The 25,368-nt window shown below is 73.0% G+C and carries 17 protein-coding genes, 2 pseudogenes and 1 riboswitch; of the genes and pseudogenes, 14 read left to right on the forward strand and 5 right to left on the reverse strand.

Annotated elements, in window-relative coordinates:
- The first annotated feature begins 38 nt into the window (after positions 1 to 38).
- The gene (locus ACGFW5_RS08905) at positions 39 to 1,196 is read left to right on the forward strand and encodes a citrate synthase/methylcitrate synthase (RefSeq protein WP_393833498.1); all 1,158 of its coding nucleotides are present in this window, start codon (positions 39 to 41) and stop codon (positions 1,194 to 1,196) included.
- On the opposite strand, the gene ACGFW5_RS08910 is transcribed toward ACGFW5_RS08905, so the two are convergent.
- Positions 1,154 to 2,098, reverse strand: a complete 945-nt coding sequence (locus tag ACGFW5_RS08910) for a helix-turn-helix domain-containing protein (protein ID WP_393833499.1) — start codon at positions 2,096 to 2,098, stop codon at positions 1,154 to 1,156. The genes ACGFW5_RS08905 and ACGFW5_RS08910 overlap by 43 nt on opposite strands.
- 234 nt (positions 2,099 to 2,332) lie before the next feature.
- Here ACGFW5_RS08910 and ACGFW5_RS08915 point away from each other — a divergent pair, with 234 nt between their 5' ends.
- The 3 genes from ACGFW5_RS08915 (at position 2,333) to ACGFW5_RS08925 (ending at position 6,234) form a co-directional block, all read left to right on the forward strand.
- Positions 2,333 to 3,259 (forward strand): MBL fold metallo-hydrolase, encoded by a 927-nt coding sequence (locus ACGFW5_RS08915; protein ID WP_393833697.1) that lies wholly within the window; start codon positions 2,333 to 2,335, stop codon positions 3,257 to 3,259.
- An 83-nt stretch (positions 3,260 to 3,342) separates the two neighbouring features.
- Entirely contained in the window at positions 3,343 to 4,782 is a 1,440-nt protein-coding gene (locus ACGFW5_RS08920) for a carboxylesterase/lipase family protein (protein ID WP_393833500.1), read from the forward strand.
- 282 nt (positions 4,783 to 5,064) lie between these two features.
- A complete protein-coding gene (locus ACGFW5_RS08925) occupies positions 5,065 to 6,234 on the forward strand; it encodes a CobW family GTP-binding protein (RefSeq protein ID WP_393833501.1) in 1,170 nt (389 codons plus the stop codon).
- Between the two features lie 18 nt (positions 6,235 to 6,252).
- Here the strand turns inward: ACGFW5_RS08925 and ACGFW5_RS08930 are convergent, their stop codons facing one another.
- Positions 6,253 to 8,715 carry a DNA topoisomerase (ATP-hydrolyzing) subunit A gene (locus tag ACGFW5_RS08930; protein WP_393833502.1) on the reverse strand — a complete coding sequence of 821 codons (2,463 nt, stop codon included), beginning with the start codon at positions 8,713 to 8,715 and terminating at the stop codon, positions 6,253 to 6,255.
- Positions 8,716 to 8,921: 206 nt separating this feature from the next.
- Between ACGFW5_RS08930 and ACGFW5_RS08935 the strand changes: the two genes are divergently transcribed.
- From ACGFW5_RS08935 to ACGFW5_RS08945, 3 genes are all read left to right on the forward strand, one after another.
- Complete coding sequence (locus ACGFW5_RS08935; RefSeq protein WP_393833698.1) at positions 8,922 to 10,259, forward strand: M16 family metallopeptidase; 1,338 nt, start codon at positions 8,922 to 8,924, stop codon at positions 10,257 to 10,259.
- Positions 10,260 to 10,276: 17 nt separating this feature from the next.
- On the forward strand, positions 10,277 to 11,641 hold the full coding sequence (locus ACGFW5_RS08940) for a M16 family metallopeptidase (protein WP_393833699.1): 1,365 nt from the start codon (positions 10,277 to 10,279) through the stop codon (positions 11,639 to 11,641).
- A gap of 203 nt (positions 11,642 to 11,844) precedes the next feature.
- Positions 11,845 to 12,004, forward strand: a riboswitch (cyclic di-AMP (ydaO/yuaA leader).
- A 13-nt stretch (positions 12,005 to 12,017) separates the two neighbouring features.
- Complete coding sequence (locus ACGFW5_RS08945) at positions 12,018 to 12,782, forward strand: M23 family metallopeptidase (protein ID WP_393833503.1); 765 nt, start codon at positions 12,018 to 12,020, stop codon at positions 12,780 to 12,782.
- A gap of 375 nt (positions 12,783 to 13,157) precedes the next feature.
- Here the strand turns inward: ACGFW5_RS08945 and ACGFW5_RS08950 are convergent, their stop codons facing one another.
- Positions 13,158 to 13,439, reverse strand: coding sequence for an HPr family phosphocarrier protein (locus ACGFW5_RS08950; RefSeq protein WP_350233103.1), 282 nt, complete (start codon positions 13,437 to 13,439; stop codon positions 13,158 to 13,160).
- Between the two features lie 152 nt (positions 13,440 to 13,591).
- Here ACGFW5_RS08950 and ACGFW5_RS08955 point away from each other — a divergent pair.
- The 5 genes and pseudogenes from ACGFW5_RS08955 to ACGFW5_RS08975 all read left to right on the forward strand — a co-directional run bounded on the left by ACGFW5_RS08955 (position 13,592) and on the right by ACGFW5_RS08975 (position 19,898).
- Positions 13,592 to 16,590, forward strand: a pseudogene (locus ACGFW5_RS08955) (GNAT family N-acetyltransferase).
- 146 nt (positions 16,591 to 16,736) lie between these two features.
- Positions 16,737 to 17,324: a DUF5998 family protein gene (locus tag ACGFW5_RS08960; RefSeq protein ID WP_393833504.1), complete on the forward strand. Its 588-nt coding sequence runs from the start codon at positions 16,737 to 16,739 to the stop codon at positions 17,322 to 17,324.
- Positions 17,324 to 18,511 (forward strand): alkaline phosphatase family protein, encoded by a 1,188-nt coding sequence (locus ACGFW5_RS08965; protein ID WP_393833505.1) that lies wholly within the window; start codon positions 17,324 to 17,326, stop codon positions 18,509 to 18,511. The genes ACGFW5_RS08960 and ACGFW5_RS08965 overlap by 1 nt, the downstream gene beginning before the upstream one ends.
- A gap of 40 nt (positions 18,512 to 18,551) precedes the next feature.
- Complete coding sequence (locus tag ACGFW5_RS08970; RefSeq protein ID WP_393833506.1) at positions 18,552 to 19,202, forward strand: thymidine kinase; 651 nt, start codon at positions 18,552 to 18,554, stop codon at positions 19,200 to 19,202.
- A gap of 120 nt (positions 19,203 to 19,322) precedes the next feature.
- Positions 19,323 to 19,898 carry a hypothetical protein gene (locus ACGFW5_RS08975; RefSeq protein WP_393833507.1) on the forward strand — a complete coding sequence of 192 codons (576 nt, stop codon included), beginning with the start codon at positions 19,323 to 19,325 and terminating at the stop codon, positions 19,896 to 19,898.
- Positions 19,899 to 20,319: 421 nt separating this feature from the next.
- Here ACGFW5_RS08975 and ACGFW5_RS08980 read toward each other — a convergent pair.
- Positions 20,320 to 21,094, reverse strand: a pseudogene (locus ACGFW5_RS08980) (VOC family protein).
- 241 nt (positions 21,095 to 21,335) lie between these two features.
- Here ACGFW5_RS08980 and ACGFW5_RS08985 point away from each other — a divergent pair.
- Positions 21,336 to 22,184, forward strand: a complete 849-nt coding sequence (locus ACGFW5_RS08985) for a sulfurtransferase (RefSeq protein WP_393833508.1) — start codon at positions 21,336 to 21,338, stop codon at positions 22,182 to 22,184.
- A gap of 493 nt (positions 22,185 to 22,677) precedes the next feature.
- Here ACGFW5_RS08985 and sepH read toward each other — a convergent pair whose 3' ends face one another.
- Positions 22,678 to 23,763 carry a septation protein SepH gene (gene sepH, locus ACGFW5_RS08990; RefSeq protein WP_393833509.1) on the reverse strand — a complete coding sequence of 362 codons (1,086 nt, stop codon included), beginning with the start codon at positions 23,761 to 23,763 and terminating at the stop codon, positions 22,678 to 22,680.
- Positions 23,764 to 24,261: 498 nt separating this feature from the next.
- On the opposite strand from sepH, the gene ACGFW5_RS08995 reads away from it, so the two are divergent.
- Positions 24,262 to 25,338: a hypothetical protein gene (locus ACGFW5_RS08995; protein WP_393833510.1), complete on the forward strand. Its 1,077-nt coding sequence runs from the start codon at positions 24,262 to 24,264 to the stop codon at positions 25,336 to 25,338.
- The last annotated feature ends 30 nt before the right edge of the window (positions 25,339 to 25,368 follow it).

The following is a 25,368-nucleotide window of genomic DNA, read 5'->3' on the forward strand; positions in this document are numbered from 1 at the left end:
CAGTCAAGTCAACATGAAGATCTGAAGGAGGCAGTCACATGGCCGGCACCACCACCGCCCCCGTCGCGGTACCCCGCGGGCTCGCGGGCGTCGTCGTCACGGACACCGGGCTCGGCGACGTCCGTGGCCGCGAGGGCTTCTACCACTACCGCCAGTACTCGGCCGTCGAGCTCGCCCAGAGCCGTACCTTCGAGGACGTCTGGCACCTGATGTTCCACGGCGAACTGCCCGACGCGGCCGCCCGCGCCGCCTTCACCGCCCGCACCGCACGGCTGCGCCACCTGCCCGACGGCGTACGCGAGGCACTGCCCGGCATCGCCCGCACCGGCGCCCTGTCGGGTCCGCTCGCCGGGCTGCGCACCGCGCTCTCCCTGCTCGGCGCGGCCAAGGGATTGCGGCCGGTGTACGACCTGGACGCCTCGCAGCGCGCCGAGGACGCCCTCGCCGCCTGCGCCGCCGTGCCCACCCTGCTGACCGCCCTGCACCGGCTCGGCCAGGGACTCGACCCGGTGGAGCCGCGCGACGACCTGCCGTACGCCGCCAACTACCTCTACATGCTGACCGGTTCGGAGGCCGAGCCCGAGCGTGTACGGGCCGTCGAGCAGTACCTCATCTCCACCATCGACCACGGCTTCAACGCGTCCACCTTCACCGCCCGCGTCGTCGCCTCCACCGGGGCCGATGTCGCGGCGAGCCTGGTCGCCGCCGTCGGCGCGCTCTCCGGGCCCCTGCACGGGGGCGCCCCCAGCCGCGCCCTGGACACCCTCGACGCGATCGGAACGCCCGACCGTATCGACGGCTGGATCCGCGAACGCGTCCTGGCCGGCGAGCGGATCATGGGGTTCGGACACCCCGTCTACCGCACCGAGGACCCCCGCTCCCGCATGCTGCGCGGCATCGCCCAGGGCTTCGGCGGGCCGCTCGTGGACTTCGCCGTCGAAGTCGAGCGCCAGGTCGAGGCGATCCTGGCCGAGCTCAAGCCGGGCCGCGAACTGCACACCAACGTGGAGTTCTACGCCGGTGTGGTCATGGAGCTGTGCGGCCTGCCCCGCGAGATGTTCACGCCCACGTTCTGCGCCGCCCGGGTGGTGGGCTGGAGCGCCAATGTCCTGGAGCAGTCGGCGGACTCGAAGATCATTCGCCCGGCGGCCCGCTACGTGGGCCCGCCCCCGCCGCAGCCGGTCCCCGCGGCCTGAGCCGGCTCGTCGCGGCCAGGCCCGGCCGCGGTCGCAGCTGCGGTCGCGTTCTCGCAGCTCAGCTGCCGCAGAAGGGCAAGGGCCGCCTCGTCGGACGAACCGGCGGCGGTGGTGCACACGATGAGCATCTGCTCCGGTGACCGGGCGATCGACAGGGTCTGCTGCGTCACCGTCACCGGCCCGACGGCCGGATGGCGCAGCTCGTAGGACGCGGCGTCGCACGGCGTCACCCGGTGATCGCGCCACAGCGCGACGAACTCCGGGCTCTTCATGGTCAGTTCGCCGACCAGCTCCGCGAGCAGCGCGTCCTCGGGATGCCGGCCGACGGCCACGCGCAGATTGCCGACGACCGCGCGCGCCTTGCGCCTCCAGTCGGCGTACAGCTCCCGGCAGTGCGGGTCGAGGAACAGCATCCGGGTCATGTTGGGACGCCGCGCCGCGTCGGCGGGGGAGAGGCGGTCCAGGTGGCCGGCCAGCAGCGCGTGCCCGAGGGCGTTCCAGGCCAGCACATCGGTACGGCGGCCCAGCACGAGCGCGGGGACGCCCTCGACGGCGCGCAGCAGGTCGCGCGTCTCGGGGGACAGCTTCTCCGGCCGCGGACGGCGCATCCGGGGAGTGTGACGGGTGGCGTGCGCGAGCCGGCCCAGGTGCTCACGCTCCTGGTCGTCGAGCAGCAGGGCGCGGCCGATCGCATCGAGCACTTCGGCCGATGCGCCCCGGGACAGGCCCTGTTCGAGGCGGGCGTAGTAGGAGACGCTGACCCCCGCCAACTGGGCCAGCTCCTCACGCCTGAGCCCGGCCACCCGTCTGCGGGGGCCGAGGTCGCGCAGGCCGACGTCCTCGGGCCGCAGCCGCGTACGCCGGACATGGAGGAAGGTGCCGAGCGGGCCGGGTCCGTTCACCGCTCCAGTATTCGCGTCCCGGCCGCCCCCAGCCACACCCTGCCGGGGGGAGGCAAGGCCGGGAGTGGCACGCGCCGTCCCACGTGTCCAGGCTCGGTCCCGTTCGACGACCTGCCCGACCCGAGGACGGACCCGATGGACCCGATGAATGCGCCGCACCCGATGGACCCGATGGATGTGCTGGACCCGATGAATGCGCCGCACCCGATGGACCCCATGGATGCGCCGGACCCAATGGATGCGCCGGACCCGATTCCCGAACAGCTCACGCTCGGCGACGTCACCGTCACCCGCGTCAAGGAGTTCTACGGCTCCGCCGAGCTGTCGCCCGGCCGGTTCTTCCCGGACAGCCCCCACGGTTCCTGGGACGAGCACCGCTCCTGGCTCGCGCCCGACTTCTGGGACCCGGGGACGGACGAGTGCCGCACGGCCATCCAGACCTGGCTGCTGCGCAGCGAGGGCCGCACCATCCTGGTGGACACCGGCGTCGGCAATGACAAGGACCGGCCCTACGCGCCGGTGTGGAACCGCCTCGACACCGACTACCTCGACCGCCTCGCCGCCGCCGGGGTGGCGCCCGAGGACGTCGACATCGTGATCAACACGCATCTGCACGTCGACCACGTCGGCTGGAACACCCGCCTGGACGGCCGGAGTTGGGTGCCCACCTTCCCCAACGCCACGTATCTGATGAACCGGCGCGACGTCGACTTCTGGGATCCGGCCAACGACAACCGAAGCGTTCTGGGGCGCGGGAACCAGAACGTCTTCGAGGACAGCGTCACGCCGGTACGCCAGGCGGGACTCACCCGCCTGTGGGAGGACACGTACCGCATCGACAAGAACCTGCGTCTTGACCTGGCGGCGGGACACACGCCGGGCTCGTCCGTGCTGACCCTGCGATCGGGCGGCGAGCGGGCCCTGTTCGTCGGCGATCTGATGCACACCGCGCTCCAGATCGCGGAGCCCGAGGTCAACTCCTGCTTCTGCGAGGATCCGGTGCGCTCCCGCGCGACCCGGCGCGCGCTGCTCGGCCGCGCCGCCGACGACACCATGCTCGTCTTCCCCGCGCACTTCGGCGGCCGGGGCGCGGCCGAAATCACCCGCGAAGGGTCGAGGTTCGCGGTCAAGCAGTGGGCGCCCTTCTCACGGCTCAGGTGAGGCCCCCGCACGACCGCGCGCACTCCACCGCCCGGCGTGCGACGCCGCACAGCGCCCCCATCGCCGTACAGAAGGAGCTCTCCGTGCCCGCACAGGCATACCCCGTGGCGCACACCCCGGCCGGCGCCGTGCGCGGCGTCCGGGACGGATCCGGCGAGCGCTACCGCGCCCTGCCCTACGCGGCGGCGCCCACCGGAGCCGGCCGCTTCGCGCCGCCCGCACCGCATCCGGGCTGGTCCGGTCTCCGCGACGGCACACGGCCCGGGCCCACCGCGCCCCAGCCGGCCCGCGACTTCGGCCGGCTCGACATGACCCCCTACTTCGGGCCGGGCTGGGTGCCCGGCGAGGAGTACCTGACCGTCGATGTCCACACGCCCGCCGCCGACAACGGCGCGCGCCCCGTCATGGTGTTCGTGCACGGCGGCGGATTCGTCACCGGGTCGAGCCGCGCCGCGCTCTACGACGGCAGTGCCTTCGCCCGCGACGGTGTCGTGCTCGTGTCGGTCGACTACCGCCTGGGCATACCCGGTTTCCTCGCCCTGGCGGGCGCCCCGGACAACCGGGGACTGCTGGACGTGCTCGCCGCGCTGACCTGGGTGCGGGAGTCCGTCGCGGCCTTCGGCGGCGACCCCGGCAACGTCACGCTCTTCGGGCAGTCGGCGGGTGCCACGCTTGTCGGCGCGCTGCTCGCCACGCCGGGGGCCGGCGGCCTGTTCCGGCGCGCGATCATCCAAAGCGGCAACGGGACGGGCGCGTTCACCCCGGAGCAGGGAGAGCGCGTCACCGCTGCCGCGGCCGCGGCGCTGGGCGTCGAACCCACCGTGCGGGCCTTCGCCCCCGTCCCTGACGAACAGTTCCTCGCGATCCTGCCCGCCCTGGCCGGCCTCGATCTGCGGACCGGTACCGCCACGGACCCGTTGGCCGGGCTCAGCCCGTTCGGCCTCGTCCTGCCCGTCCAGCCGGCCGACGCCCTGGCCGAGGGCCCGGCCGCCGACGTCGACCTGCTCATCGGCGCCACCACCGAGGAGGGGAACCTCTACGTCGTGCCCGGTGGCGGCCTGGAGTCCACCACCGACGCCGACCTCCTGGACCTGGCCGCGCGCGTCCACGCCGACCCCCGAGGCGCACTCGCCGCGCACCGCTCGGCACGGCCGGACGCGACACCCGGCGAGCTGCGCTCCGCCGTGCTCGGGCAGGCCCTGTTCACGGCGGGCACGACGCGCCTCACGCAGGCGCACGCCCGGATTTCGGGCGGCCGCACCCATTGCTACTCGTTCGGGTACCGCTCGACGGCCCTGGGCGGGCGGCTCGGCGCGGCCCACACGGTGGACCTGCCGTTCGTGTTCGACACCGCCGACGAGCCCTGGCTGCACGGCGACACCGGCCTGCTGGGCCCCGACCCCGCCCCGGACGGGCTTGCGGCCCACGTCCATGGCGCGTGGGTCGCGTTCGCCCGCACCGGGAACCCGGGCTGGTCGCCCTACGACCCCCGGCGGCCCACCGCCCGGATCCTCGGCGGCTGATCGGGCCCACGCGGAGGGCACTCCGGCATCGGGGCACACCGGTACCGGGGGCGGGCGGATCCGGGGCGGGCGGATCCCGGGGATCCTGGCAGCCCCCCGCTGGTACGGCGTCGTGCGCGGACGCGGTGCGGGACAATCGCACTCCGTGGCACATGGGGTGACGGCGCGGGCGGAAGCCCGGCCGGCCCCGTGTCCCCGGGCAACCAGCAAGCTGACAGGCCGTGTCCGACCGCCCGCCCGCCCGGGCGGTGCCAAGGGGGCGCGGCGCGCGGAAGGTCCCAAGTGAACGAGTCCGGCCGGCAGATCCCCGTCATCGTCCTCGCGGGCTTCCTCGGCTCGGGCAAGACGACGCTGCTCAACCATCTGCTCCGGGCCTGCCGCGGCACCCGCATCGGCGCCATCGTCAACGACTTCGGCTCCATCGAGATCGACGCCATGACGGTGGCGGGCCGGCTCGGCGACTCCACCGTCTCGCTCGGCAACGGCTGCCTGTGCTGCGCCGTCGACGCGAGCGAACTCGACGTCTACCTCGACCGGCTCACCCGGCCCGCGGCCCGTCTCGACGTCATCGTCATCGAGGCGAGCGGCCTGGCCGAACCCCAGGAACTCGTCAAGATGCTGCTCGCCAGCGAGAACCCGCGAATCGTGTACGGGGGCCTGGTCGAGGTCGTCGACGCGGCCGAGTACGAGACGACCCGCGAGAAGCACCCCGAGATCGAGCGGCACTGTGCCATCGCCGACCTGGTGGTCCTGAACAAGACGGACCGGGTAGGCCCCGCGGACCTGGCCCGGCTGCGGGCCTCGCTAGCGGGAGCGGCCGTGGTGGTGGAGTCCGCGTACGGCAGGGTCGACCCGGAGCTCTTCTTCGACGCGCGGCCCGTCACCGAACGGGTCGGCCAGCTGGCCTTCGACGACCTCCTGGACGACGAGGCGCCCGGCGGCTGCGCCGAGGACCACGACCATCACGCCGGATGCCATGGCCGGGGCGCGCATCTGCACGCCGGATACGAATCCGTGGCCTTCACCTCGCCGACGCCCCTGGACCCGCGCCGTCTGATGGCCTTTCTCGACACCCGGCCCGACGGCCTGTACCGCATGAAGGGCTTCATCGACTTCGGCGCCGCCGACCCCCGCAACCGGTACGGCCTGCACGCGGTCGGACGGTTCCTGCGCTTCCACCCCGAGCCCTGGCCCGGCGGCCAGGAGCGCCGCACCGAACTCGTCCTCATCGGCGCGGGCATCGACGCGCCCGCCCTGGAGGCGCAGCTCGCCGGGTGTGTGGCCCTCGCCCTGGACGAGGCCCCCGCCGAGCACGCGATGTGGGGTGTCCTGCGCTACGTACCCGAGCCGGAGCAGGAGCAGGAACAGGAGGGCGAGGGCGAGGGCGCCCGAGGGCTCCGGGAACCGCAGGGGGCCGGGGAGTTCGATGAACTCCCCGGCCCCCTGCGCTAGTTGGCGACCGACGTCCCGCTACGAGAACGGGCCCGCCAGGACCGCCACGGGGGAGGGCAGCGGTGTGCCGGAGCCGTCACGGCGCGGGTCGGGCTCGGGGAGCTGGGCCGGGGCGCCGTTGGCCTGGGCCGCGCGCACCGGAGCCGGACCGGCCCAGGCCAGCACCAGCTTGTCCTCACCCTTCAGGAACCGCTGACAGCGCACCCCGCCGGTGGCCCGGCCCTTGCGCGGATACTGGTCGAACGGTGTCAGCTTCGCGGACACCGCGGCGTCACCCAGCAGGGTGGCGCCCGAGCCGGCCACCGAGAACACCGCCGCGTCGCCCGCCGGGTCGACCGCCGTGAACGAGATGACCTTCGCGCCGTCGGTCAGCTTGATGCCGGCCATGCCGCCCGCAGGCCGCCCCTGCGGGCGGACCTGGCTCGCCTGGTAGCGCAGGAGCTGGGCGTCGTCCGTGATGAAGACCAGGTCCTCCTCGCCGGTGCGCAGCTCGGCCGCGCCCACGATCCGGTCACCGTCCTTGAGGGTGATGACCTCCAACTCGTCCTTGTTGGCCGGATAGTCGGGCACGACGCGCTTCACGATGCCCTGCTGGGTGCCGATCGCGAGGCCCGGCGACGATTCGTCGAGCGTGGTGAGACAGACCACCGACTCGTCCGGCTCCAGGGCGGACAGGAACTCCGAGATCGGGGCGCCGCCCGACAGATTCGGCGCGGACGCGGTGTCCGGCAGCTGCGGCAGGTCGATCACCGCGAGCCGCAGCAGCCGCCCGCCGGACGTCACCACACCCACATCGCCCCGCTGGGTCGCAGGCACCGCCGAGACGATCACATCGTGCTTGACGCGCTTGTCGTCCTCGCCCGGCACGAACGGCTCACCATGGGCGGTACGCGCCAGCAGGCCGGTGGAGGAGAGCAGCACCCGGCACGGGTCGTCCGCGACTTCGAGGGCGACGGACGCGACGGGCGAGCCCGCCGATTCGAGCAGGACGGTGCGCCGGTCGGTGCTGAACTTCTTGGCCACCGCGGCCAGTTCGGCCGAGACCAGCTTGCGCAGCTCGTTGTCCGAGTCCAGGATCCCGGTCAGCTCGTCGATCTCGCCGGTCAGCCGGTCGCGCTCGCTCTCCAGCTCGATCCGGTCGAACTTGGTGAGCCGGCGCAGCGGGGTGTCCAGAATGTACTGGGTCTGGATCTCGCTCAGCGAGAAGTGCTCGATGAGCCGCTGCTTCGCCTGCGCCGAGTTGTCACTCGACCGGATGATCCTGATGACCTCGTCGATGTCGACCAGGGCGACGAGCAGACCCTCGACCAGGTGCAGCCGGTCCCGGCGCTTGGTGCGGCGGAACTCGCTGCGCCGGCGCACCACCGTGAAGCGGTGGTCGAGGTAGACCTCAAGCAGCTCCTTGAGCCCCAGGGTGAGCGGCTGGCCGTCCACCAGGGCCACGTTGTTGATGCCGAAGGACTCCTCCATCGGCGTCAGCTTGTACAGCTGCTCAAGGACGGCCTCGGGCACGAAGCCGTTCTTGACCTCGATGACCAGACGCAGGCCGTGCGAACGGTCGGTGAGGTCCTTCACATCGGCGATGCCCTGGAGCTTCTTCGAACCGACCAGGTCCTTGATCTTGGAGATGACCTTCTCCGGGCCGACCGTGAAGGGCAGCTCGGTGACGACCAGGCCCTTGCGGCGCGCCGTCACGTTCTCCACCGAGGCGGTGGCCCGGATCTTGAAGGTGCCGCGGCCCGACTCGTATGCGTCCTTGATGCCCGTCAGACCCACGATCCGGCCGCCGGTCGGCAGGTCGGGGCCCGGCACGAAGCGCATCAGCGCCTCCAGGTCCGCCTCGGGGTGCCGGATCAGATGACGGGCAGCGGCGATGACCTCGCCCAGGTTGTGCGGCGGCATATTGGTTGCCATGCCGACCGCGATCCCGGACGAGCCGTTGACCAGCAGGTTCGGATAGGCGGCCGGCAGCGCGACCGGCTCCTGCTCCTGGCCGTCGTAGTTGGAGGCGAAGTCGACGGTGTCCTCGTCGATCGACTCCGTCATCAGCGACGTGGCGTCCGCCATCTTGCACTCGGTGTACCGCATCGCGGCCGGCGGGTCGTCATTGCCGAGCGAGCCGAAGTTGCCGTGGCCGTTGACCAGCGGCAGGCGCATGGAGAACGGCTGCGCCATGCGCACCAGCGCGTCGTAGATGGAGGCGTCGCCGTGCGGATGCAGCTTGCCCATCACCTCGCCGACGACGCGGGCGCACTTCACATAGCCGCGGTCGGGGCGCAGGCCCATCTCGTTCATCTGGTAGACGATGCGGCGCTGGACGGGCTTCATTCCGTCCCGCGCGTCCGGCAGGGCCCGCGAGTAGATCACGGAGTACGCGTACTCGAGGAAGGAGCCCTGCATCTCGTCGACGACGTCGATGTCGAGGATCCGCTCCTCGAAGTCGTCGGGCGGCGGCGGGGTCTTCGTGCTGCGGCGGGCCATCGCGGCTGCTGCTCCTTCACGTACCGGATCGGGTCTGGATCCGACCATTGTGGACCGTCCCACTGACAACGCCGACCGCGACCCGGGAACTTCGCCAGGTGCCCGCGCGCTTGCATACAGTGGCAGGACTTCTCAACTCACGACTTCCTCCGCCAGTACTTCACACTGCGGTACTGCACATCGGATACGAAGGGACGTACATGCCCATGGGTCACACGGCCACAGCGCAAGCCGGCTCCGGCGGCCTGACAGCGACTGAGCACCGGCTGGCCAACGGCCTGCGCGTGGTGCTCTCCGAGGACCACCTGACCCCGGTCGCCGCGGTGTGCCTCTGGTACGACGTGGGCTCACGCCACGAGGTCAAGGGCCGCACCGGTCTCGCCCACCTCTTCGAGCACCTGATGTTCCAGGGCTCCCAGCAGGTGCACGGCAACGGCCACTTCGAGCTGGTGCAGGGCGCCGGCGGCTCGCTGAACGGCACCACCAGCTTCGAGCGCACCAACTACTTCGAGACCATGCCCGCCCACCAGGTGGAGCTCGCGCTCTGGCTGGAGGCCGACCGGATGGGCTCGCTGCTCGCCGCCCTCGACGAGGAGTCGATGGACAACCAGCGCGACGTCGTCAAGAACGAGCGCCGCCAGCGCTACGACAACGTGCCCTACGGCACCGCCTTCGAGAAGCTGACCGCCCTTGCCTACCCCGAGGGCCACCCCTACCACCACACCCCGATCGGCTCGATGGCCGACCTGGACGCGGCCACCCTGGAGGACGCGCGGCAGTTCTTCCGCACGTACTACGCGCCCAACAACGCGGTGCTCTCGGTGGTCGGCGACATCGATCCCGAGCAGACGCTGGCCTGGGTGGAGAAGTACTTCGGCTCCATCCCCTCCCACGACGGCAAGCAGCCGCCGCGCGACGGCGCGCTGCCCGGCACCATCGGCGGGCAGCTGCGCGAGGTCGTCGAGGAGGACGTCCCGGCGCGCGCCCTGATGGCCGCCTACCGGCTGCCCCACGACGGCACCCGCGAGGCCGACGCCGCCGACCTGGCGCTGACCGTACTCGGCGGCGGCGAGTCGTCCCGGCTGCACAACCGCCTGGTCCGCCGCGACCGCAGCGCGGTCGCCGCGGGCTTCGGCCTGCTGCGGCTCGCCGGCGCCCCCTCGCTGGGCTGGCTCGACGTCAAGACGTCCGGCGGCGTCGAGGTCCCCGACATCGAGGCAGCGGTCGACGAGGAGCTGGCCCGGTTCGCCGCCGAGGGCCCCACGGCGGAGGAGATGGAGCGCGCCCAGGCCCAGTTGGAGCGCGAATGGCTGGACCGGCTCGGCACGGTGGCGGGCCGCGCCGACGAACTGTGCCGCTACGCCGTGCTGTTCGGCGACCCGCAGCTCGCCCTGACCGCGGTCGACCGCGTCCTGGAGATCACCGCCGACGAGGTGAAGGCGGTCGCCGCGGCGACCCTGCGCCCCGACAACCGGGCGGTCCTGGTGTACGAGCCCACCGCGGCACCCGAGGCAGGCAACGAAGAGGAAGAGGCGGCCCAGTGACGGACGCTGTCGTGACCATGGAATTCCACCCGCAGCCCACCGCGGGCGCCGCCAAGCCGTGGGCCTTCCCGGCCCCCGAGCGCGGCACGCTCGACAACGGCCTGACCGTGCTGCGCTGCGACCGGCCGGGCCAGCAGGTCGTCGCCGTCGAGATCTTCCTCGCGGCCCCCCTGGACGCCGAGCCGGAGGGCCTGGACGGCGTCGCCACGATCATGGCGCGCGCCCTGACCGAGGGCACCGACAAGCACTCGGCCGAGGAGTTCGCCGCCGAGCTTGAGCGGTGCGGCGCCACCATCGACGCGCACGCCGACCACCCCGGCGTCCGGGTCTCCCTCGAAGTGCCGGTCTCCCGGCTGCCCAAGGCGCTCTCGCTGCTCGCCGACGCGCTGCGGGCCCCGGCGTTCGCCGACTCCGAGATCGAGCGCCTGGTGCGCAACCGGCTCGACGAGATCCCGCACGAGCAGGCCAACCCGGCCCGCCGCGCCGCCAAGCAGCTCTCCAAGGAGCTCTTCCCGGCCACCACGCGCATCTCCCGCCCCCGCCAGGGCACCGAGGAGACCGTCGCCGCGATCGACGCGGCCGCGGTGCGCGCCTTCTACGAGGCGTACGTGCGTCCCGCGACGACCGTCGCCGTCATCGTCGGCGACCTGTCGGGCACCGACCTCGACGCGATCCTCGCGGACACCCTGGGCGCCTGGACCGGCAACACCGCGAAGGCGCGCCCCGTCCCGCCGATCACCGCCGACGACACCGGCCGGGTCGTCATCGTGGACCGGCCCGGTGCCGTGCAGACCCAGCTGCTCATCGGCCGCATCGGTGCCGACCGGCACGACCGGGTCTGGGCGGCCCAAGTGCTCGGCACGTACTGCCTGGGCGGCACCCTGACCTCGCGCCTTGACCGTGTCCTGCGCGAGGAGAAGGGCTACACCTACGGGGTCCGCGCGTTCGGCCAGGTGCTGCGCTCGGGTCCCGACGGCGGCGCCGCGATGCTCGCCATCAGCGGCTCGGTCGACACCCCGAACACCGGGCCCGCGCTCGACGACCTGTGGACGGTGCTGCGCAAGCTCGCCGCGGAGGGTCTCAACGACACCGAGCGGGAGAGCGCCGTACAGAACCTGGTCGGCGTGGCGCCGCTCAAGTACGAGACGGCCGCGGCCGTCGCGGCGACGCTTGCCGACCAGGTCGAGCAGTTCCTGCCGGACGACTACCAGGCCCAGTTGTACGCGCAGCTCGCCGAGACCGGCACCGTGGAGGCGACGGCGGCCGTCGTCAACGCCTTCCCGGCGGACCGGCTCGTCACGGTGCTCGTGGGCGACGCCGCCCGGATCGAGGAGCCCGTCAAGGCACTCGGAATCGGTGAAGTGACCGTCGTCACGGGCTGATTGAGGCACCCGGGCGACCGGGACGAACGGGACCCCGGTGGCCATACGCCACCGGGGTCCCCCCATATGTCCGGTTTATTGGAGAGGTTGCCCGTCTGGCATGTGGCGTGCGCAACAAAAACCGGCGTCTGTTTGGTGATTGAAAGATCAGCCGTCTAGCGTCAGTCGCGCTGTCCGTCACCACCCGTCGCATCCGCGGCACCGGACAGTGATCGCCGAGTCCCCAATGGCGCGAGCCAGGGGAGCCGGGGACCCACTCAGTCCCTGGGGTGAATCGGACGCCTCCGCCCGCGGGGGAGTCCGTAGGAGACCTTCCTGCTCCGAACCCGTCAGCTAACCCGGTAGGCGAGATGGAAGGAAAGGACACCGCCTCTCCATGGCGTTCACCCGTGCCACCGGGAAACACCGCGCGCCCAGCCGGATGACGCGCCGCAGCGCGAACATCGCGGGCATCGCCACCCTCGCCACCGCCGGAGTCGTAGGCACCCTCGCCTCCCCGGCCGTCGCGGCCCCGAGCGCCGTCGCCGACACGGGCCTCAGCCAGGCCATCGTCATCGGCGACACCCTGGCCGACCAGCTGGGCGCCCAGGCCGACGCGCAGAAGGAGGCGGCCGTCAAGGCCCGGGCGAAGGCCGAGGCCGAGGCCGCTGCCCAGCGCAAGGCCGAGCAGCGGGCCCAGGAGGCCCGCGAGGCCAAGGAGCGCGCGGCGCGTGAGGCCGAGCGCAAGCGGCTCAACACCTTCGTCGCGCCCATAGCCAACAGCTATGTGTCCACCGGCTACAAGACCGGCGGATCGCTGTGGTCCTCCGGCAGCCACACCGGCATCGACTTCCACGCCGGCATCGGCACCCCGGTGCACGCGGTGGGTCTTGGCACCGTCGTCGAAGCGGGCCCCGGTGGCGCGTACGGCAACAACATCGTGATCAAGATGCACGACGGCACGTACACCCAGTACGGCCACCTCTCGGTCATCCAGGTCTCCGTGGGCCAGTCCGTGGAGCCGGGCACCCAGATCGCCCTGTCGGGCAACACCGGCAACACCACCGGCCCGCACCTGCACTTCGAGGCCCGCACCGGCCCGGAGTACGGTTCGGACATCGACCCGGTCGCCTACCTGCGCTCGCACGGCGTGAACGTCTGAGACGTCCCGACGCCCGCGGCGCCACCGCGCGCACCCCGAAGGCCCCCGGCACCCGCCGGGGGCCTTCGCCGTCCACCGGGGAGAGCGACTTGCCCCATCCAGGACGCGCGCGACGCCGTCGGCGAAGGGCGTGAGGGAGCCGCGCGGCACCCCCCGATCCGCGCCGCGACGGGACCGCGCGACGTCCCCCGATCCGCGCCGCGATGGGATCGTGCGACGTCCCCCGATCCGCGCCGCGACGGACCGCGCGGCATTTCGCGATTCGCGCCGCGACGGGGCAGCGCGACGTCCTGCGACCGGCGCCCAGGGAACGACGAGGGCCGCTGTCCCGTGTCGTGCGGGATCAGCGGCCCTCGTGCGGGTGGTTCTGCCGGATCAGACGGTCTCGGGAAGCTCTTCCAGGCCGTCGGCGACCAGCTTCGCCAGCCGGTCGAGCGCGGCGTCCGCGCCCTCGGCGTCGGAGGCCAGCACGATCTCCTCGCCGCCCTGCGCACCCAGACCGAGCACCGCGAGCATGGACGCGGCGTTGACCGGGTTGCCGTCGGCCTTGGCGATCGTCATGGGGACTCCGGCGGCCGTGGCGGCACGGACGAAGATGGACGCGGGGCGGGCGTGCAGGCCCTCGGCCCAGCCGACGTTGACGCGGCGCTCAGCCATGGTGTTGCCCTTCGAAATCTCTGACGGTTGTCTAGACCAGTCTCTCATGGGGTGCGCGGTGCTCCTGCCGACCCTCGGCCCCGGTGCGCCGCCGGTCGCTCCTTGCCACCTTGCCCCGCCCCGTACGGGCCCGCGACCCGTACGCTTCCGGTATGACGACGGCGTCCGACCCCGCGTACCCGGCCCACTGGGAGGCCGACGTGGTGCTCCGCGACGGCGGCACCGCGGGCATCAGACCCATCAACCCCGAGGACGCCGACCGGCTCGTCTCCTTCTACGAGCTGGTCTCGGACGAATCGAAGTACTACCGCTTCTTCGCCCCCTATCCGAGGCTGTCCGCCAAGGACGTCCACCGCTTCACCCACCACGACTACGTCGACCGGGTCGGCCTCGCGGCCACCGTCGGCGGCGAGTTCATCGCGACCGTCCGCTACGACCGGATCAACGCACAGGGCCGGCCGTCCTCCGCGCCCGCCGACGAGGCCGAGGTCGCCTTCCTCGTCCAGGACGCCCACCAGGGCCGGGGCGTCGCCTCCACCCTCCTCGAACACATCGCGGCGGTCGCCCGCGAGCGCGGCATCCGGCGGTTCGCCGCCGAAGTGCTCCCGGCGAACAACAAGATGATCAAGGTGTTCACGGACGCCGGCTACCAGCAGAAGCGGTCCTTCGAGGACGGCTCGGTCCATCTCACGCTCGACCTTGAGCCCACCGCCGAATCGCTCGCCGTGCAGCGGGCCAGGGAACACCGCGCCGAAGCGAGGTCCGTGCAGCGCCTGCTCGCGCCCGGCTCGGTCGCGGTCATCGGCGCCGGCCGCGCCCCCGGCGGGGTCGGCCGCACGGTCCTGCGCAACCTCCTGGACGCCGGTTTCACGGGAAGCGCCTACGCGGTGAACCGGGCGCTCGGACCGGAACAGCGCGAACTCGACGGCGTGCCCGCCTTCCCCTCCGTCGGTGCGATCGGCGAACCGGTCGACCTGGCGATCATCGCGGTGCCCGCCGAACGGGTGCCGCAGGCCGTGGCCGACTGCGGCGAACACGGCGTCCAGGGCCTCGTCGTCCTCGCGGCCGACTACGCGGAGAGCGGCCCGTCCGGCAGGGAGCGCCAGCGCGCCCTGGTGCGCCAGGCCCGCTCGTACGGGATGCGCCTGATCGGCCCCAACGCGTTCGGGATCATCAACACCGCGCCCGACGTGCGGCTCAACGCCTCACTCGCGCCCGAGTCGCCGGCCGGGGGCCGGATCGGCCTTTTCACCCAGTCCGGCGCCATCGGCATCGCGCTCCTGTCCGGTCTCTACCGGCGCGGCGCGGGCCTGTCGACGTTCATCTCGTCCGGCAACCGCGCGGACCTCTCCGGCAACGACTTCCTCCAGTACTGGTACGAGGATCCCGAGACCGACGTCGTCCTGCTCTACCTCGAATCCATCGGCAACCCGCGCAAGTTCACCCGCCTGGCCCGGCGTACGGCGGCCGCGAAACCCGTCGTCGTGGTCAAGGGCGCCCGGCACAGCGGTACGACCCCGCCGGGGCACGCCGTCCCGGTGAGCCGGGTGCCGGACGCCACGGTCTCGGCGCTGCTGCGCCAGGCGGGCGTCATCCTGGTGGGCACGGTCACCGAGCTCGTCGACGCGGGTCTGCTGCTCGCCGGCCAGCCGCTGCCCGCCGGGCCGCGCGTCGCGATCCTCGGCAACTCCGAGTCGCTGGGCCTGCTCACGTACGACGCATGCCTGAGCGAGGGGCTGCGTCCGCGCAGGCCCCTGGACCTGACGACCGCGGCGACCCCGGCCGACTTCCGCGCCGCGCTCGCGGCGGCCCTCGCCGACGACGCCTGCGACGCGGTCGTGGTCACCGCCATCCCCTGGGTCGGCGAGAACGGAGCCATGGAGTTCGGCGACGGCCGGGTGCTCGCGGACGCCCTGCGCGAGGCAGCCACGGCGGCCCCCGCGAAGCCGGTGGCGGTGGTCCACGTCGAGATCGGCGGCCTGGCCGAGGCCCTGTCAGCCGCATCCCGAACAGCCCCCCGCCCCCCATCGGCCCACACCTATCCAGCCCCCCCGGCGCCCCCACCGGCGGTCAGCCGGAAAGGAGCCCGGGGCGCACCCCCGGCACCCCCGGCACCCCCACCGGCGGTCAGCCGGAAAGGGGCCCGGGGCGCACCCCCGGCACCCCCACCGGCGGCCAGCCGGAAAGGGGCCCGGGGTGCACTCCTAGCACCCCCACCGGCGGCCGGCCGGAAAGGGACCCGGGGCAGAGTCCCAGCACCCCCACCCCCACCCCGCCCCGTGAGGCAATCCCCGCCTACCCCGCCGCGGAGCGAGCCGTACGGGCCCTCGCCGAAGCCGTCCGCTACGCCCAGTGGCGGCGCGAGGCGGCCGACCCCGGCAAGGTGGGGGAGTACGACGACATCGACGAGGCCGGGGCCGCCGCGCTGATCGAGCGCCTGCTCGGCGCCGACCAGGACCCCCGCGGCATGACCCTGGCCGCCGCGGACGGCGAGGAACTGCTCGGCCGGTACGGCATCGCGGTGCGCCCCACGCTGCCCGCGCCCGACGCAGTCCACGCCGTCGAGGCCGCCCGCCGCCTCGGCTACCCCGTCGCCCTCAAGACCACCGCCCCGCACCTGCGCCACCGCCCCGACCTCGGCGGCGTACGCCTTGACCTGGCCGACGAGCACCAACTCACCCGCGCCTACGCCGAATTGACGGCGACCCTCGGCAAACCGGAGGAGCTGGGTCCGGTCGTGCAGGCCATGGTCCCGCGCGGTGTGGACGCCGTCGTGCGCGCCTCGATCGACGCCGCGGTCGGCGCGGTGCTGTCCTTCGGGCTCGCCGGTGCCGCCTCCGAACTCCTCGGCGACACCTCCCACCGGCTCATCCCCGCCACCGACCGGGACGCCGCCGAGCTGCTGAGGACCATCAGGACGGCGCCCCTCCTGTTCGGCTGGCGCGGCTCGGCGCCCGTGGACACCGCCGCACTCGAAGAGCTGCTGCTGCGGGTGTCGCGGCTGGTCGACGACCACCCCGAGGTGGTCGCCGTCGGCCTGGAGCCCGTGATCGTCGCCCAGCGGGGCCTGTCGGTGCTCGGCGCGACCGTCCGGCTGGCTCCCGCCCCGGCCCGGGGCGATCTCGGTCCCCGGCGACTGCCCAGCTACTGAGAGGCCGCGTCCGGGCTCCATCCGGGCCTCGTCCGGGCTCCCTCCGGGCCACGTCCGGGCCGTGTCCGGGCCGCGTCGGAACCGGACCGGGCCCGGACACGGGCTCTCGGGCCGTCGGCCGCCCGCGGCAGCTTAAGATGGACCCCATGGCGAAGACCGGTACGACGACCCAGGGGCTCCGCGCGGCGATCGAGCGCAGCGGCTATTACCCGGCCCTCGTGGCCGAGGCGGTGGAGGCCGCCGTCGGTGGCGAGCCGATCGCGTCGTACCTGGTGCACCAGGAGACCACGTTCGACGCCAACGAGGTACGCCGTCATGTGACCGTCCTCGTGCTCACGGACAACCGGTTCATCGTCAGCCACACCGACGAGCAGAACGCCGACACCAGCTCCCCGACGCCGTACGCGACCACCTCGACGGAGTCGGTGAAGCTGGGCCGGATCTCCTCGGTCGTGGTGAGCCGGGTCGTGGCCAACCCCGAGTCGTACACGCCCGGCACCCTGCCCCGTGAGGTCGTCCTGACCATCGGCTGGGGTGCGGTGGCCCGCATCGACCTGGAGCCCGCCGCCTGCGGCGACCCCAACTGCGACGCCGACCACGGCTACACCGGCAACTCCACCGCCGACGATCTGAGCCTGCGCGTCAGCGAGGCCGGCGACGGCCCCGACACGGTCCGCCAGACCCTGGCCTTCGCCCAGGCGCTGTCCGAGGCGACCGCGGCGGCCGGCCGCTGATGGCCCAGCCGGCCTGGCAGGATCCGGAACCCCTCGCCCTCGACACCGCCCCCGTCCCCGCATACGGCACCGGATCGCTCGCCGATCTGCTGCCCACCCTCGTGGCCGGCCAGGGCGTACCCGGGTTCGAGCAGCGCATCGCCGAGCTCACCCCCGCCGACCGCAACTGCGTCTTCCTGATCGACGGGCTCGGCTGGGAGCAGATCAAGGCCCACCCGGACGAGGCGCCCTATCTGCACTCCCTGCTCGCCACCTCGCGTGGCGGCACCGGCCGGCCCATAACCGCCGGCTTCCCCGCCACCACGGCGACCTCGCTCGCCTCCGTCGGCACGGGCCTGCCCCCCGGCAGGCACGGCCTCCCCGGCTACACCGTGCGCGACCCGGACGCCGGCGAGCTCATGAACCAGCTGCGCTGGAAGCCCTGGACCGACCCGCACGTCTGGCAGCCGTACCCCACCGTCTTCCACCTCGCCGACCAGGCCGGTGTGCACACCGCGCAGGTGTCCGCGCCGGACTTCCAGCACACCCCGCTCACCAAGATCGCGCTGAGCGGCGGCACCTTCCGCGGCAAGCTCTCCGGCGAGGAGCGCATGGACCTCGCGGCCGCCCAACTGGCCGCAGGTGACCGGTCGTTGGTCTACACGTACTACTCCGAGGTCGACGGCAAGGGCCATCGCTTCGGCGTCGACTCGGACGCGTGGCGCGGCCAGCTGATGTACGTCGACCGGCTCGCCCAGCGCCTGGCCGAACAGCTCCCGCCCCGCGCGGCCCTGTACATCACCGCCGACCACGGCATGATCGACATCCCCTTCGACGAGCAGTCCCGCATCGACTTCGACGAGGACTGGGAACTGCGCGCGGGCGTCGCCCTGCTCGGCGGCGAGGGCCGGGCCCGCCATGTGTACGCCGTGCCGGGCGCGGCCGCCGACGTGCTGACCTGCTGGCGCGAAGTGCTCGGCGAGCAGTTCTGGGTCGCGGGCCGCGACGAGGCGATCGCCGCGGGCTGGTTCGGTCCGCACATCGACGAGCGGGTGTACGGCCGGATCGGCGACGTGGTCGCCGCCGCCCACGACGACGTCGTCATCACCGCCTCGCGGCGCGAGCCGCACGAGTCCCTGATGGTCGGCAACCACGGCTCGATGACCCCGGTGGAACAGCTCGTGCCGCTCCTCGAAGTACGCTCGTAACCACCCTCCCCGCCAAGACCCGAAAGGCCGTCACCTTCCCATGCCCGAGCTGGTGTTCTTCTCCGGAACGATGGACTGCGGAAAGAGCACCCTCGCTCTTCAGATCGAGCACAACCGCTCCGCGCGCGGGCTCCAGGGCATGATCTTCACCCGGGACGACCGGGCCGGCGCGGGCAAGCTGTCGTCCCGGCTCGGCCTGGTGACCGACGCGGTCGAGGCCGCCGACGGCTTCGACTTCTACGCTCATCTCGTGGCCCACCTCTCCCGGGGCGGCCGCTGCGACTACGTCATCGCCGACGAGGCCCAGTTCCTCGCGCCCGGGCAGATCGACCAGCTCGCCCGTATCGTCGACGACCTCGAACTCGACGTCTTCGCCTTCGGCATCACCACCGACTTCCGCTCCAAGCTCTTCCCCGGGTCCCAGCGGCTCGTCGAGCTCGCCGACCGGGTCGAGGTGCTTCAGGTCGAGGCGCTGTGCTGGTGCGGCGCCCGCGCCACCCACAATGCCCGCACCGTCGGCGGCCAGATGGTCGTCGAGGGCGCCCAGGTCGTCGTCGGCGACGTCAACCAGGCCGCGGACGAGGTCGGTTACGAGGTGCTGTGCCGACGCCACCACCGCAGGCGGATGACCAGCGCGTCGGCGCGGGCGGCGGCCCTTTCGCCGGACGTGCTGCCCGTCGCCTCGCACTGACCCTCGCCGGGTCGCCGGGCGGCGGCCCCGTGTGCCGGGCCAACCCGTAGGGGTGAGGCGGGGGTTGCACCAGGGGCGTTCCCCGATGGGGCGGGCGCCGCGTCGCGCGACGATCGGCACATGACCCTTCGCAGGTACGGCCTCGCAGCCCCCGCCCTTCTCGCCGCGTACGGCATCCTCCGGATGTCCGGTGACGCGCAGAGCCCCGGCACCGTATGGGCGGTGGGGCACCTTCTGCTGCTCGGATCGCTCGCGCTGTTCGTGCCGGCGGTCCTGGACCTGCGCCGCCAAGCGTCAGCCGCGACCGCCGCCACGGCAGCGGCCGTGATCGCGGTGCTCGGCCTGGCCGCCGGGATGGCCCAGGCGGCAATCGACCTCGTCGTCGGGCTGCGGGCCACGGACCAGGCCGACATGGACACGCTCTTCCTTGCGGTCAAGGCCCACCCGGCCGTAACACCCGCCGTGTACACCGTCGGGCCGCTGCTCTTCTACGTCGGGCTGCTTGCCCTGCTCGTGGTGCGCTCCGCCGGACGCTCGGCCGGGCGCCCCGTCGGAGCCGCCCGGTGGCTCGTGCCGCTGCTCGCGCTGGCCGGCACCGCGGCGATGGCGGTCGGCCTGGACCTCCTGGTGGTCGGCGCGCTGTGCTACGGGATCGCGCTGGCCTGGGCGCCCCGTACAGCACCAGCATGTGCATAGCTCCGGTGGCCTCCTTCCGGACCCGAGATGAAGGGGCCGCGCGTCCGGAGGGCCGCCACCTGACTGCGGCCGGGCCAGTCGCCCAGTCGCCAGGGCCAGTTCGCCCGGCCGCCAGGGCTAGGGGGTGTCTGGTGGATCATGGCCGGGGGTGCGGCGCCTGGCACGGCACCTCGCGGCGTTGCCGAAACGCCCCGATAGCTCCGCTATCACGACGTTCCGGCGCCTTGCGATGCACCGCACCAGGCGCCGCACCCTGACCGACCCTGATCCACCAGACACCCCCTAGTCGCCCGACCCGGGGCCAGTCGCCCGACCCGGGGCGGCTCGCCCAACCGCCCGCGGGCAGGGACGGGGCCCGCTTCTCGCGGCGTCAACTCCTCTGCGTCGCAGGCGAGTTGGCGCCAGGAAGTATGACTGACCGTCAGGGATGCGATCGTACGAGGGTGAAGACCGCGCCCTCCGGGTCGGCCACCGTCGCGATCCGTCCGCTCGCGCCCTCGTGCGGCTGCGCGAGCACATGCCCCCCCGAGGCCGGCCACCCGGCCGGCCGCCGCGTCGACGTCGGCGGCCTCGAAGTACGTCATCCAGTGCGACCCCTTGTCGCGGGGCAGGGCGTTCCCGGCGCCGTACAGCGAGGCGACCGGACGCCCCTCCAGACGCAGCGTCACCTGATCGGGGTCGGCCGGGACAGCCGGCTCCATGTCGTAGCCGAACACCGCCTGGTAGAACTTGCCGACCGACGACGTCTCGCGCGTGACCAGTTCGTTCCACGCCGGGGTGCCGGGCGCACCCGCGACGGCGGCGCCGGTGTGCGCACCGCCCTGCCAGATTCCGAACACGGCGCCCGACGGGTCGGACGCGATCGCCATCCGGCCCGCCTCGCCGGCGTCGAGCGGGCCGACGCCGACCGTGCCGCCGCAGTGCCGGATGGTCTCGGCCGTGGCGTCCGCGTCGTCGGTCGCCAAGTAGGTCGTCCAGGCGATCGGCAGATGGCGGTCGGGCGGCAGCTGGCCGATCCCGGCGACCTCATTGCCGTCGAGCAGGGCGCGGACATAGGGGCCGAGCTGCTGCGGGCCGGGCCGGAACTCCCAGCCGAACAGGGCACCGTAGAACTCCTGGGTCGCGGCCAGACCGTGCACCATGAGGCTGACCCAGCAGGGCGTGCCAGGTGTGCGCCGGATCTCCGACTGGGTCATCGTCACTCTCTCCTCGACCGTCGCCATACTGCTGCTGCTCACAGGTGCGGCTCGGGAACCCGCGCACCCGGGGCGATGCTTCCACCACCGGCGCCGCCGCGCGCCCCGGCCGCGCCGCATGTGGCGTGTTCCCGCAGGAGGCTGCCCGCTTTGAGGCCTCTCATCCTTTTCCTGAGCTTCCTGGGCTTCCTGGCCTCCCGGGGCGTTACATTGCCGGTGGACTCTGCGCGAGGATGACCCCATGAATCCCCTCATCACCGCATCCGAACTCGCGGCCGGGACGGCGGGTCCCCGGCCGCCGGTCCTGCTCGACGTCCGCTGGCAGCTGACCTTGGCGAAGGCGGCCGGCGCCGCTGCGTTCGACGGGCGGGCCGAGTACGCGGCCGGGCACCTCCCCGGCGCCGTGTTCGTCGACCTCGACGCGGAACTGGCGGGCCCGCCGGGATCCGGCGGCCGGCATCCCCTGCCGGACGTGGCCGAATTCGGCCGGGTCATGCGCAGGGCGGGCGTGTCGGCGGGGCGGCCGGTCGTCGTGTACGACGGCGGCCAGGGCTGGGCGGCGGCCCGCGCCTGGTGGCTGCTGCGCTGGACGGGCCATCGCGACGTGCGGGTGCTCGACGGGGGGCTCGCCGCGTGGACGGGCCCGCTCTCCACCGAAATCCCCGCGCCCGCCGAGGGCGACTTCGCGCCCGAGCCTGGCGCCGTCGAACTCCTCGACGCGGACGGGGCGGCCGCCCTCGCGCGCTCCGGGGTGCTGCTCGATGCCCGGGCGGGGGAGCGGTACCGCGGGGACGTCGAGCCCGTCGACCGGGTGGGCGGGCACATCCCGGGCGCCCTGTCCGCGCCGACCACCGAGAACGTGGGCCCCGACGGACGCCTCCTGCCCGCCGACGAACTGGCGGCCCGCTTCAAGGGCTTGGGCGCCGTTGACGCCGAGGTCGGTGTGTACTGCGGCTCCGGTGTCTCCGGTGCGCACGAGGTGCTGGCGCTCGCCGTGGCGGGCATTCCGGCAGCGCTGTACCCCGGCTCATGGTCGGAGTGGTCCGCGGACAAGTCCCGGCCGATCGCAACGGGCCCCGCCCCGCAGTAACGCCCTTCGCCGTACGGGGCGCGCGGGTGCGAGTGGTGCTCCGGGTGCCCTACCAGGGGCGCGGGGCTGTGCTCTTTGCGTGGCTCCGCCGCGGTGGGCGCGGGTGCGTTTGGCGTTCCGGGTGCCCTACAGGGGCGCGGGGCTGTGCCTTCTGCGCGGCTCTGCCGCGGTGGGCGCGACCGGCGCGGTGCCGGGGGCCCTCCTTGGGACGCGGTGGGCTTGCACCTCGGGTGCCCTACAGGGGCGCGGGGAACTGCGCGGCCAGCCACGCACGGTCCGCACCTGAAGGCGGCGGGGTTGCTGGGGCTTCGCCCCAGACCCCGGGGGGTGCCCCGTCCCGCCCCTTCCCGAAACCCTCCGGTGGCGGGACAGGGGCTGAGGTCCAGGCTCCTGGGGCTCCGCCCCAGACCCCGTTCGCGCCTGAACGGCGCTCGTCCTCAAACGCCGGACAGGCTGAGGTCGCCTCGACCGGGCACCCTGCCAAGGGCCGGGCTCAGTCCTGCTTCTTGCGGCGCGTGCCGAACACGATCTCGTCCCAGCTCGGCACCGCGGCCCGTCGCCCCGGACGGACGCCGTCCGCCTCGGCCTGACGATCCGTGGTGCCGGTGAGCCGGTCGCGGTGACCGGCCACCGTGCGCGGCATCAGGACATCCGCGTACGCGAAGCCCGCGCCCGCCGAAGCGGCCGGAGCGGGCGGCTCCTCCATCTCCGGCTCGGCGTCCAGCTCGGTCTCGGGCGGCTCGGGCGGCGCCGAGGGACGCTCCGGGACGACCAGGTCGCCGCGGAAGCTCGGTACGGCTTCGAGCAGGCTGGTGAGCGAATCGCTCTCCTCGGCCACCATCGGCTCGGGCGGTGGCGGCACCGGGCGCTCCAACTGCCGGTCGAGGGCGCGGTCCAGAGGCCGCTCCAAGGACCGGTCGAGGGCACGGTCGAGCGGCCGGTCCCTGGGCAGCCTGGCGATCCGGGGCACGAACGGGAAGCTCGGTTCGGGCACCGCGGTGATGGTGTCGTCGGACTCGCCGATCAGCGAGCGCGCCTCGTCGTCGACGGCCTGCACGAGCCGGCGCGGCGGGTCGTAGGTCCAGCTCGCGGAGTGCGGCTCGCCCGCGACCAGGTACACGAGCAGGACTTCCCAGGTGCCGTCGTCGCGGCGCCAGGAGTCCCACTGGACGCTGTCCTTGTCGGCGCCGCGCAGCAACAGCCGTTCCTGCACGGCCTCGCCGAGCTGGGGTCCGGTGTTCTCGCCGGGACGCCGCACGGGGGTCTTGCGCGCCCGCTCCGCCATGAAGGCGCGCTCCGCGAGCACGGGGCCCTCGAAGCGGCGTACGCGGTCGACCGGGATGCCGGCGAACTGGGCGACCTCCTCGGCGGAGGCACCGGCTCGTATCCGCGCCTGGATGTCACGCGGCCGGAGGTGGCTCTCCACCTCGATCTCGATCTGGCCGAGACGGGCTCGGTCGTTGCGCACGGCGGCCCGGAGCCGCTCGTCGATCGGAAGCGTGTACTCCGTGCTGTCCGCAGCCTTGAGCACCAGTCGTGTGCCGTCGTTGGAGACGGCCACGACACGCAGTTCGGGCATGGGGACCTCCCGGGTGGTGCCTGCCGACGTCACGTGCGTCGCTGCTTCCGCTAGTCGAGTGTGGCCTGCCCGGGTGCAGCCTGCCACAACATTGCCGAGTTGCCCGGCGTGTCGGGCATGGGCCCTGGAACGCCGTTATGGCACGGTTACCCCTTTGCAACGCAGAGTGACCGAGGTGGTCACCCTGTGCAGCGGGCGTCCGTGCGGTGCCGCGGCGCCGCCGGTTCGAGTGCCGCGTTCGGCCCCCTCCCGTCGTCCCGGGTACCCGTGTGGGACCCGGGGCCCAGGGCTCGCCACAGTACTCCATTCGGGCCACCTGGGTGGACCGGCACGCCGCTGAAGTTCTCCCGGGGTACGGGAGTTGGAGCCGCCGTGACGCGTCCGCGCAAGGGCCGTACGTGTCTTGCTTCACACAATCTCCGGAAACGGAACTAATCCTTTCGCTCAAATGTCCTTTCTTTGTGCAAGACGGACGAGAAGGGCGAACAGAGGCTGGGGATGGGTGACAAGCCGGACACCGGGACCGAAGACAAGAAGCGCATAGACCTGAGCGTGCCCCAAGTTGCGGGAAGTGCACTCGCCGCCGTCAGTGCGGCGGTGCTCGCCTCCCGACTCGGCGTGTACGGGACGTTCCTCGGCGCCGGTGTCGTGAGCGTGGTCGCCACCTGCGGCGGCACCGTCTTCCAGCACGTCTTCAAACGGACCGGCGAGCAGCTGCGCGAAGTCACCGTCCAGGCCAAGTCCGGCGCACGCCAGGTGCCCGTCGTCTCGCCGTACAAGGGTGCGGCGCGGGAGAGCCCGGCGCCGGCGCGGACGGACGCGGAGCGCACCCGGCTCCTCACGACGCTCGACGAGACCCGCGCCCCCTGGCCGGCCGACGAAACCGCGGTCCTGCGGCAGGTTGACGAGACCGCGATGCTGCGCCAGGTCGACGAGACCGCGATGCTGCGCCAGGCCGGCTCGGACCGTACGCGGTTGCTCAAGACGCTGGACGAGAGCCGGGTGCCGGACGCCGGTCCTGCCAAGGAGTTCAACGAGGCGACCGTCCACGGCACCCGGCTGCGCGGCTGGAAGCGGCCGCTGCTCGCGGCGGCCGTCGTCTTCGGGGTGTCGATGGGCGGCATCACGGCGTACGAACTCGCCTCCGGCAGCGAAGTGGGCGGCCACGGGAACGGGACCACTCTCCAGTCCGTGTTCACCGGCGGCGCCGAGAAGCGGGAGCAACCCGCGAACCCCGCGCCCTCGGACGGCGACGACGGGCACAGGCCCACGCCCGGCACCGGTGGTTCGGCGACGCCGACGCCGACACCCAGCACCGACGGCAGCGGGACGGGCGGGGCCGGCTCCACCACGGCGAACCCCTCGCCGTCGCCGGACCCCTCCCGGTCCACCGGCGCGGGCTCGGATTCCGGCTCGGGGCCCGGCTCCGCCTCCGGCGGGACGACGCCGCATCCGACGCCCACGCCGTCCGGTGCGACGGGTTCCGGTGTGACGGGTTCCGGCTCCGGCTCGGGGAGCCTTCCCGGCGGGCCGGGCACGCCGGACACCAAATCCGGTGGGACCCCGGCACCATAGGGAAGAACGGCGTCCGCGTCAGCCGGGAAG

Origin of the sequence: Streptomyces sp. NPDC048416 (genome assembly GCF_043200435.1) — a bacterium.
Taxonomy (GTDB): Bacteria; Actinomycetota; Actinomycetes; order Streptomycetales; family Streptomycetaceae; genus Streptomyces.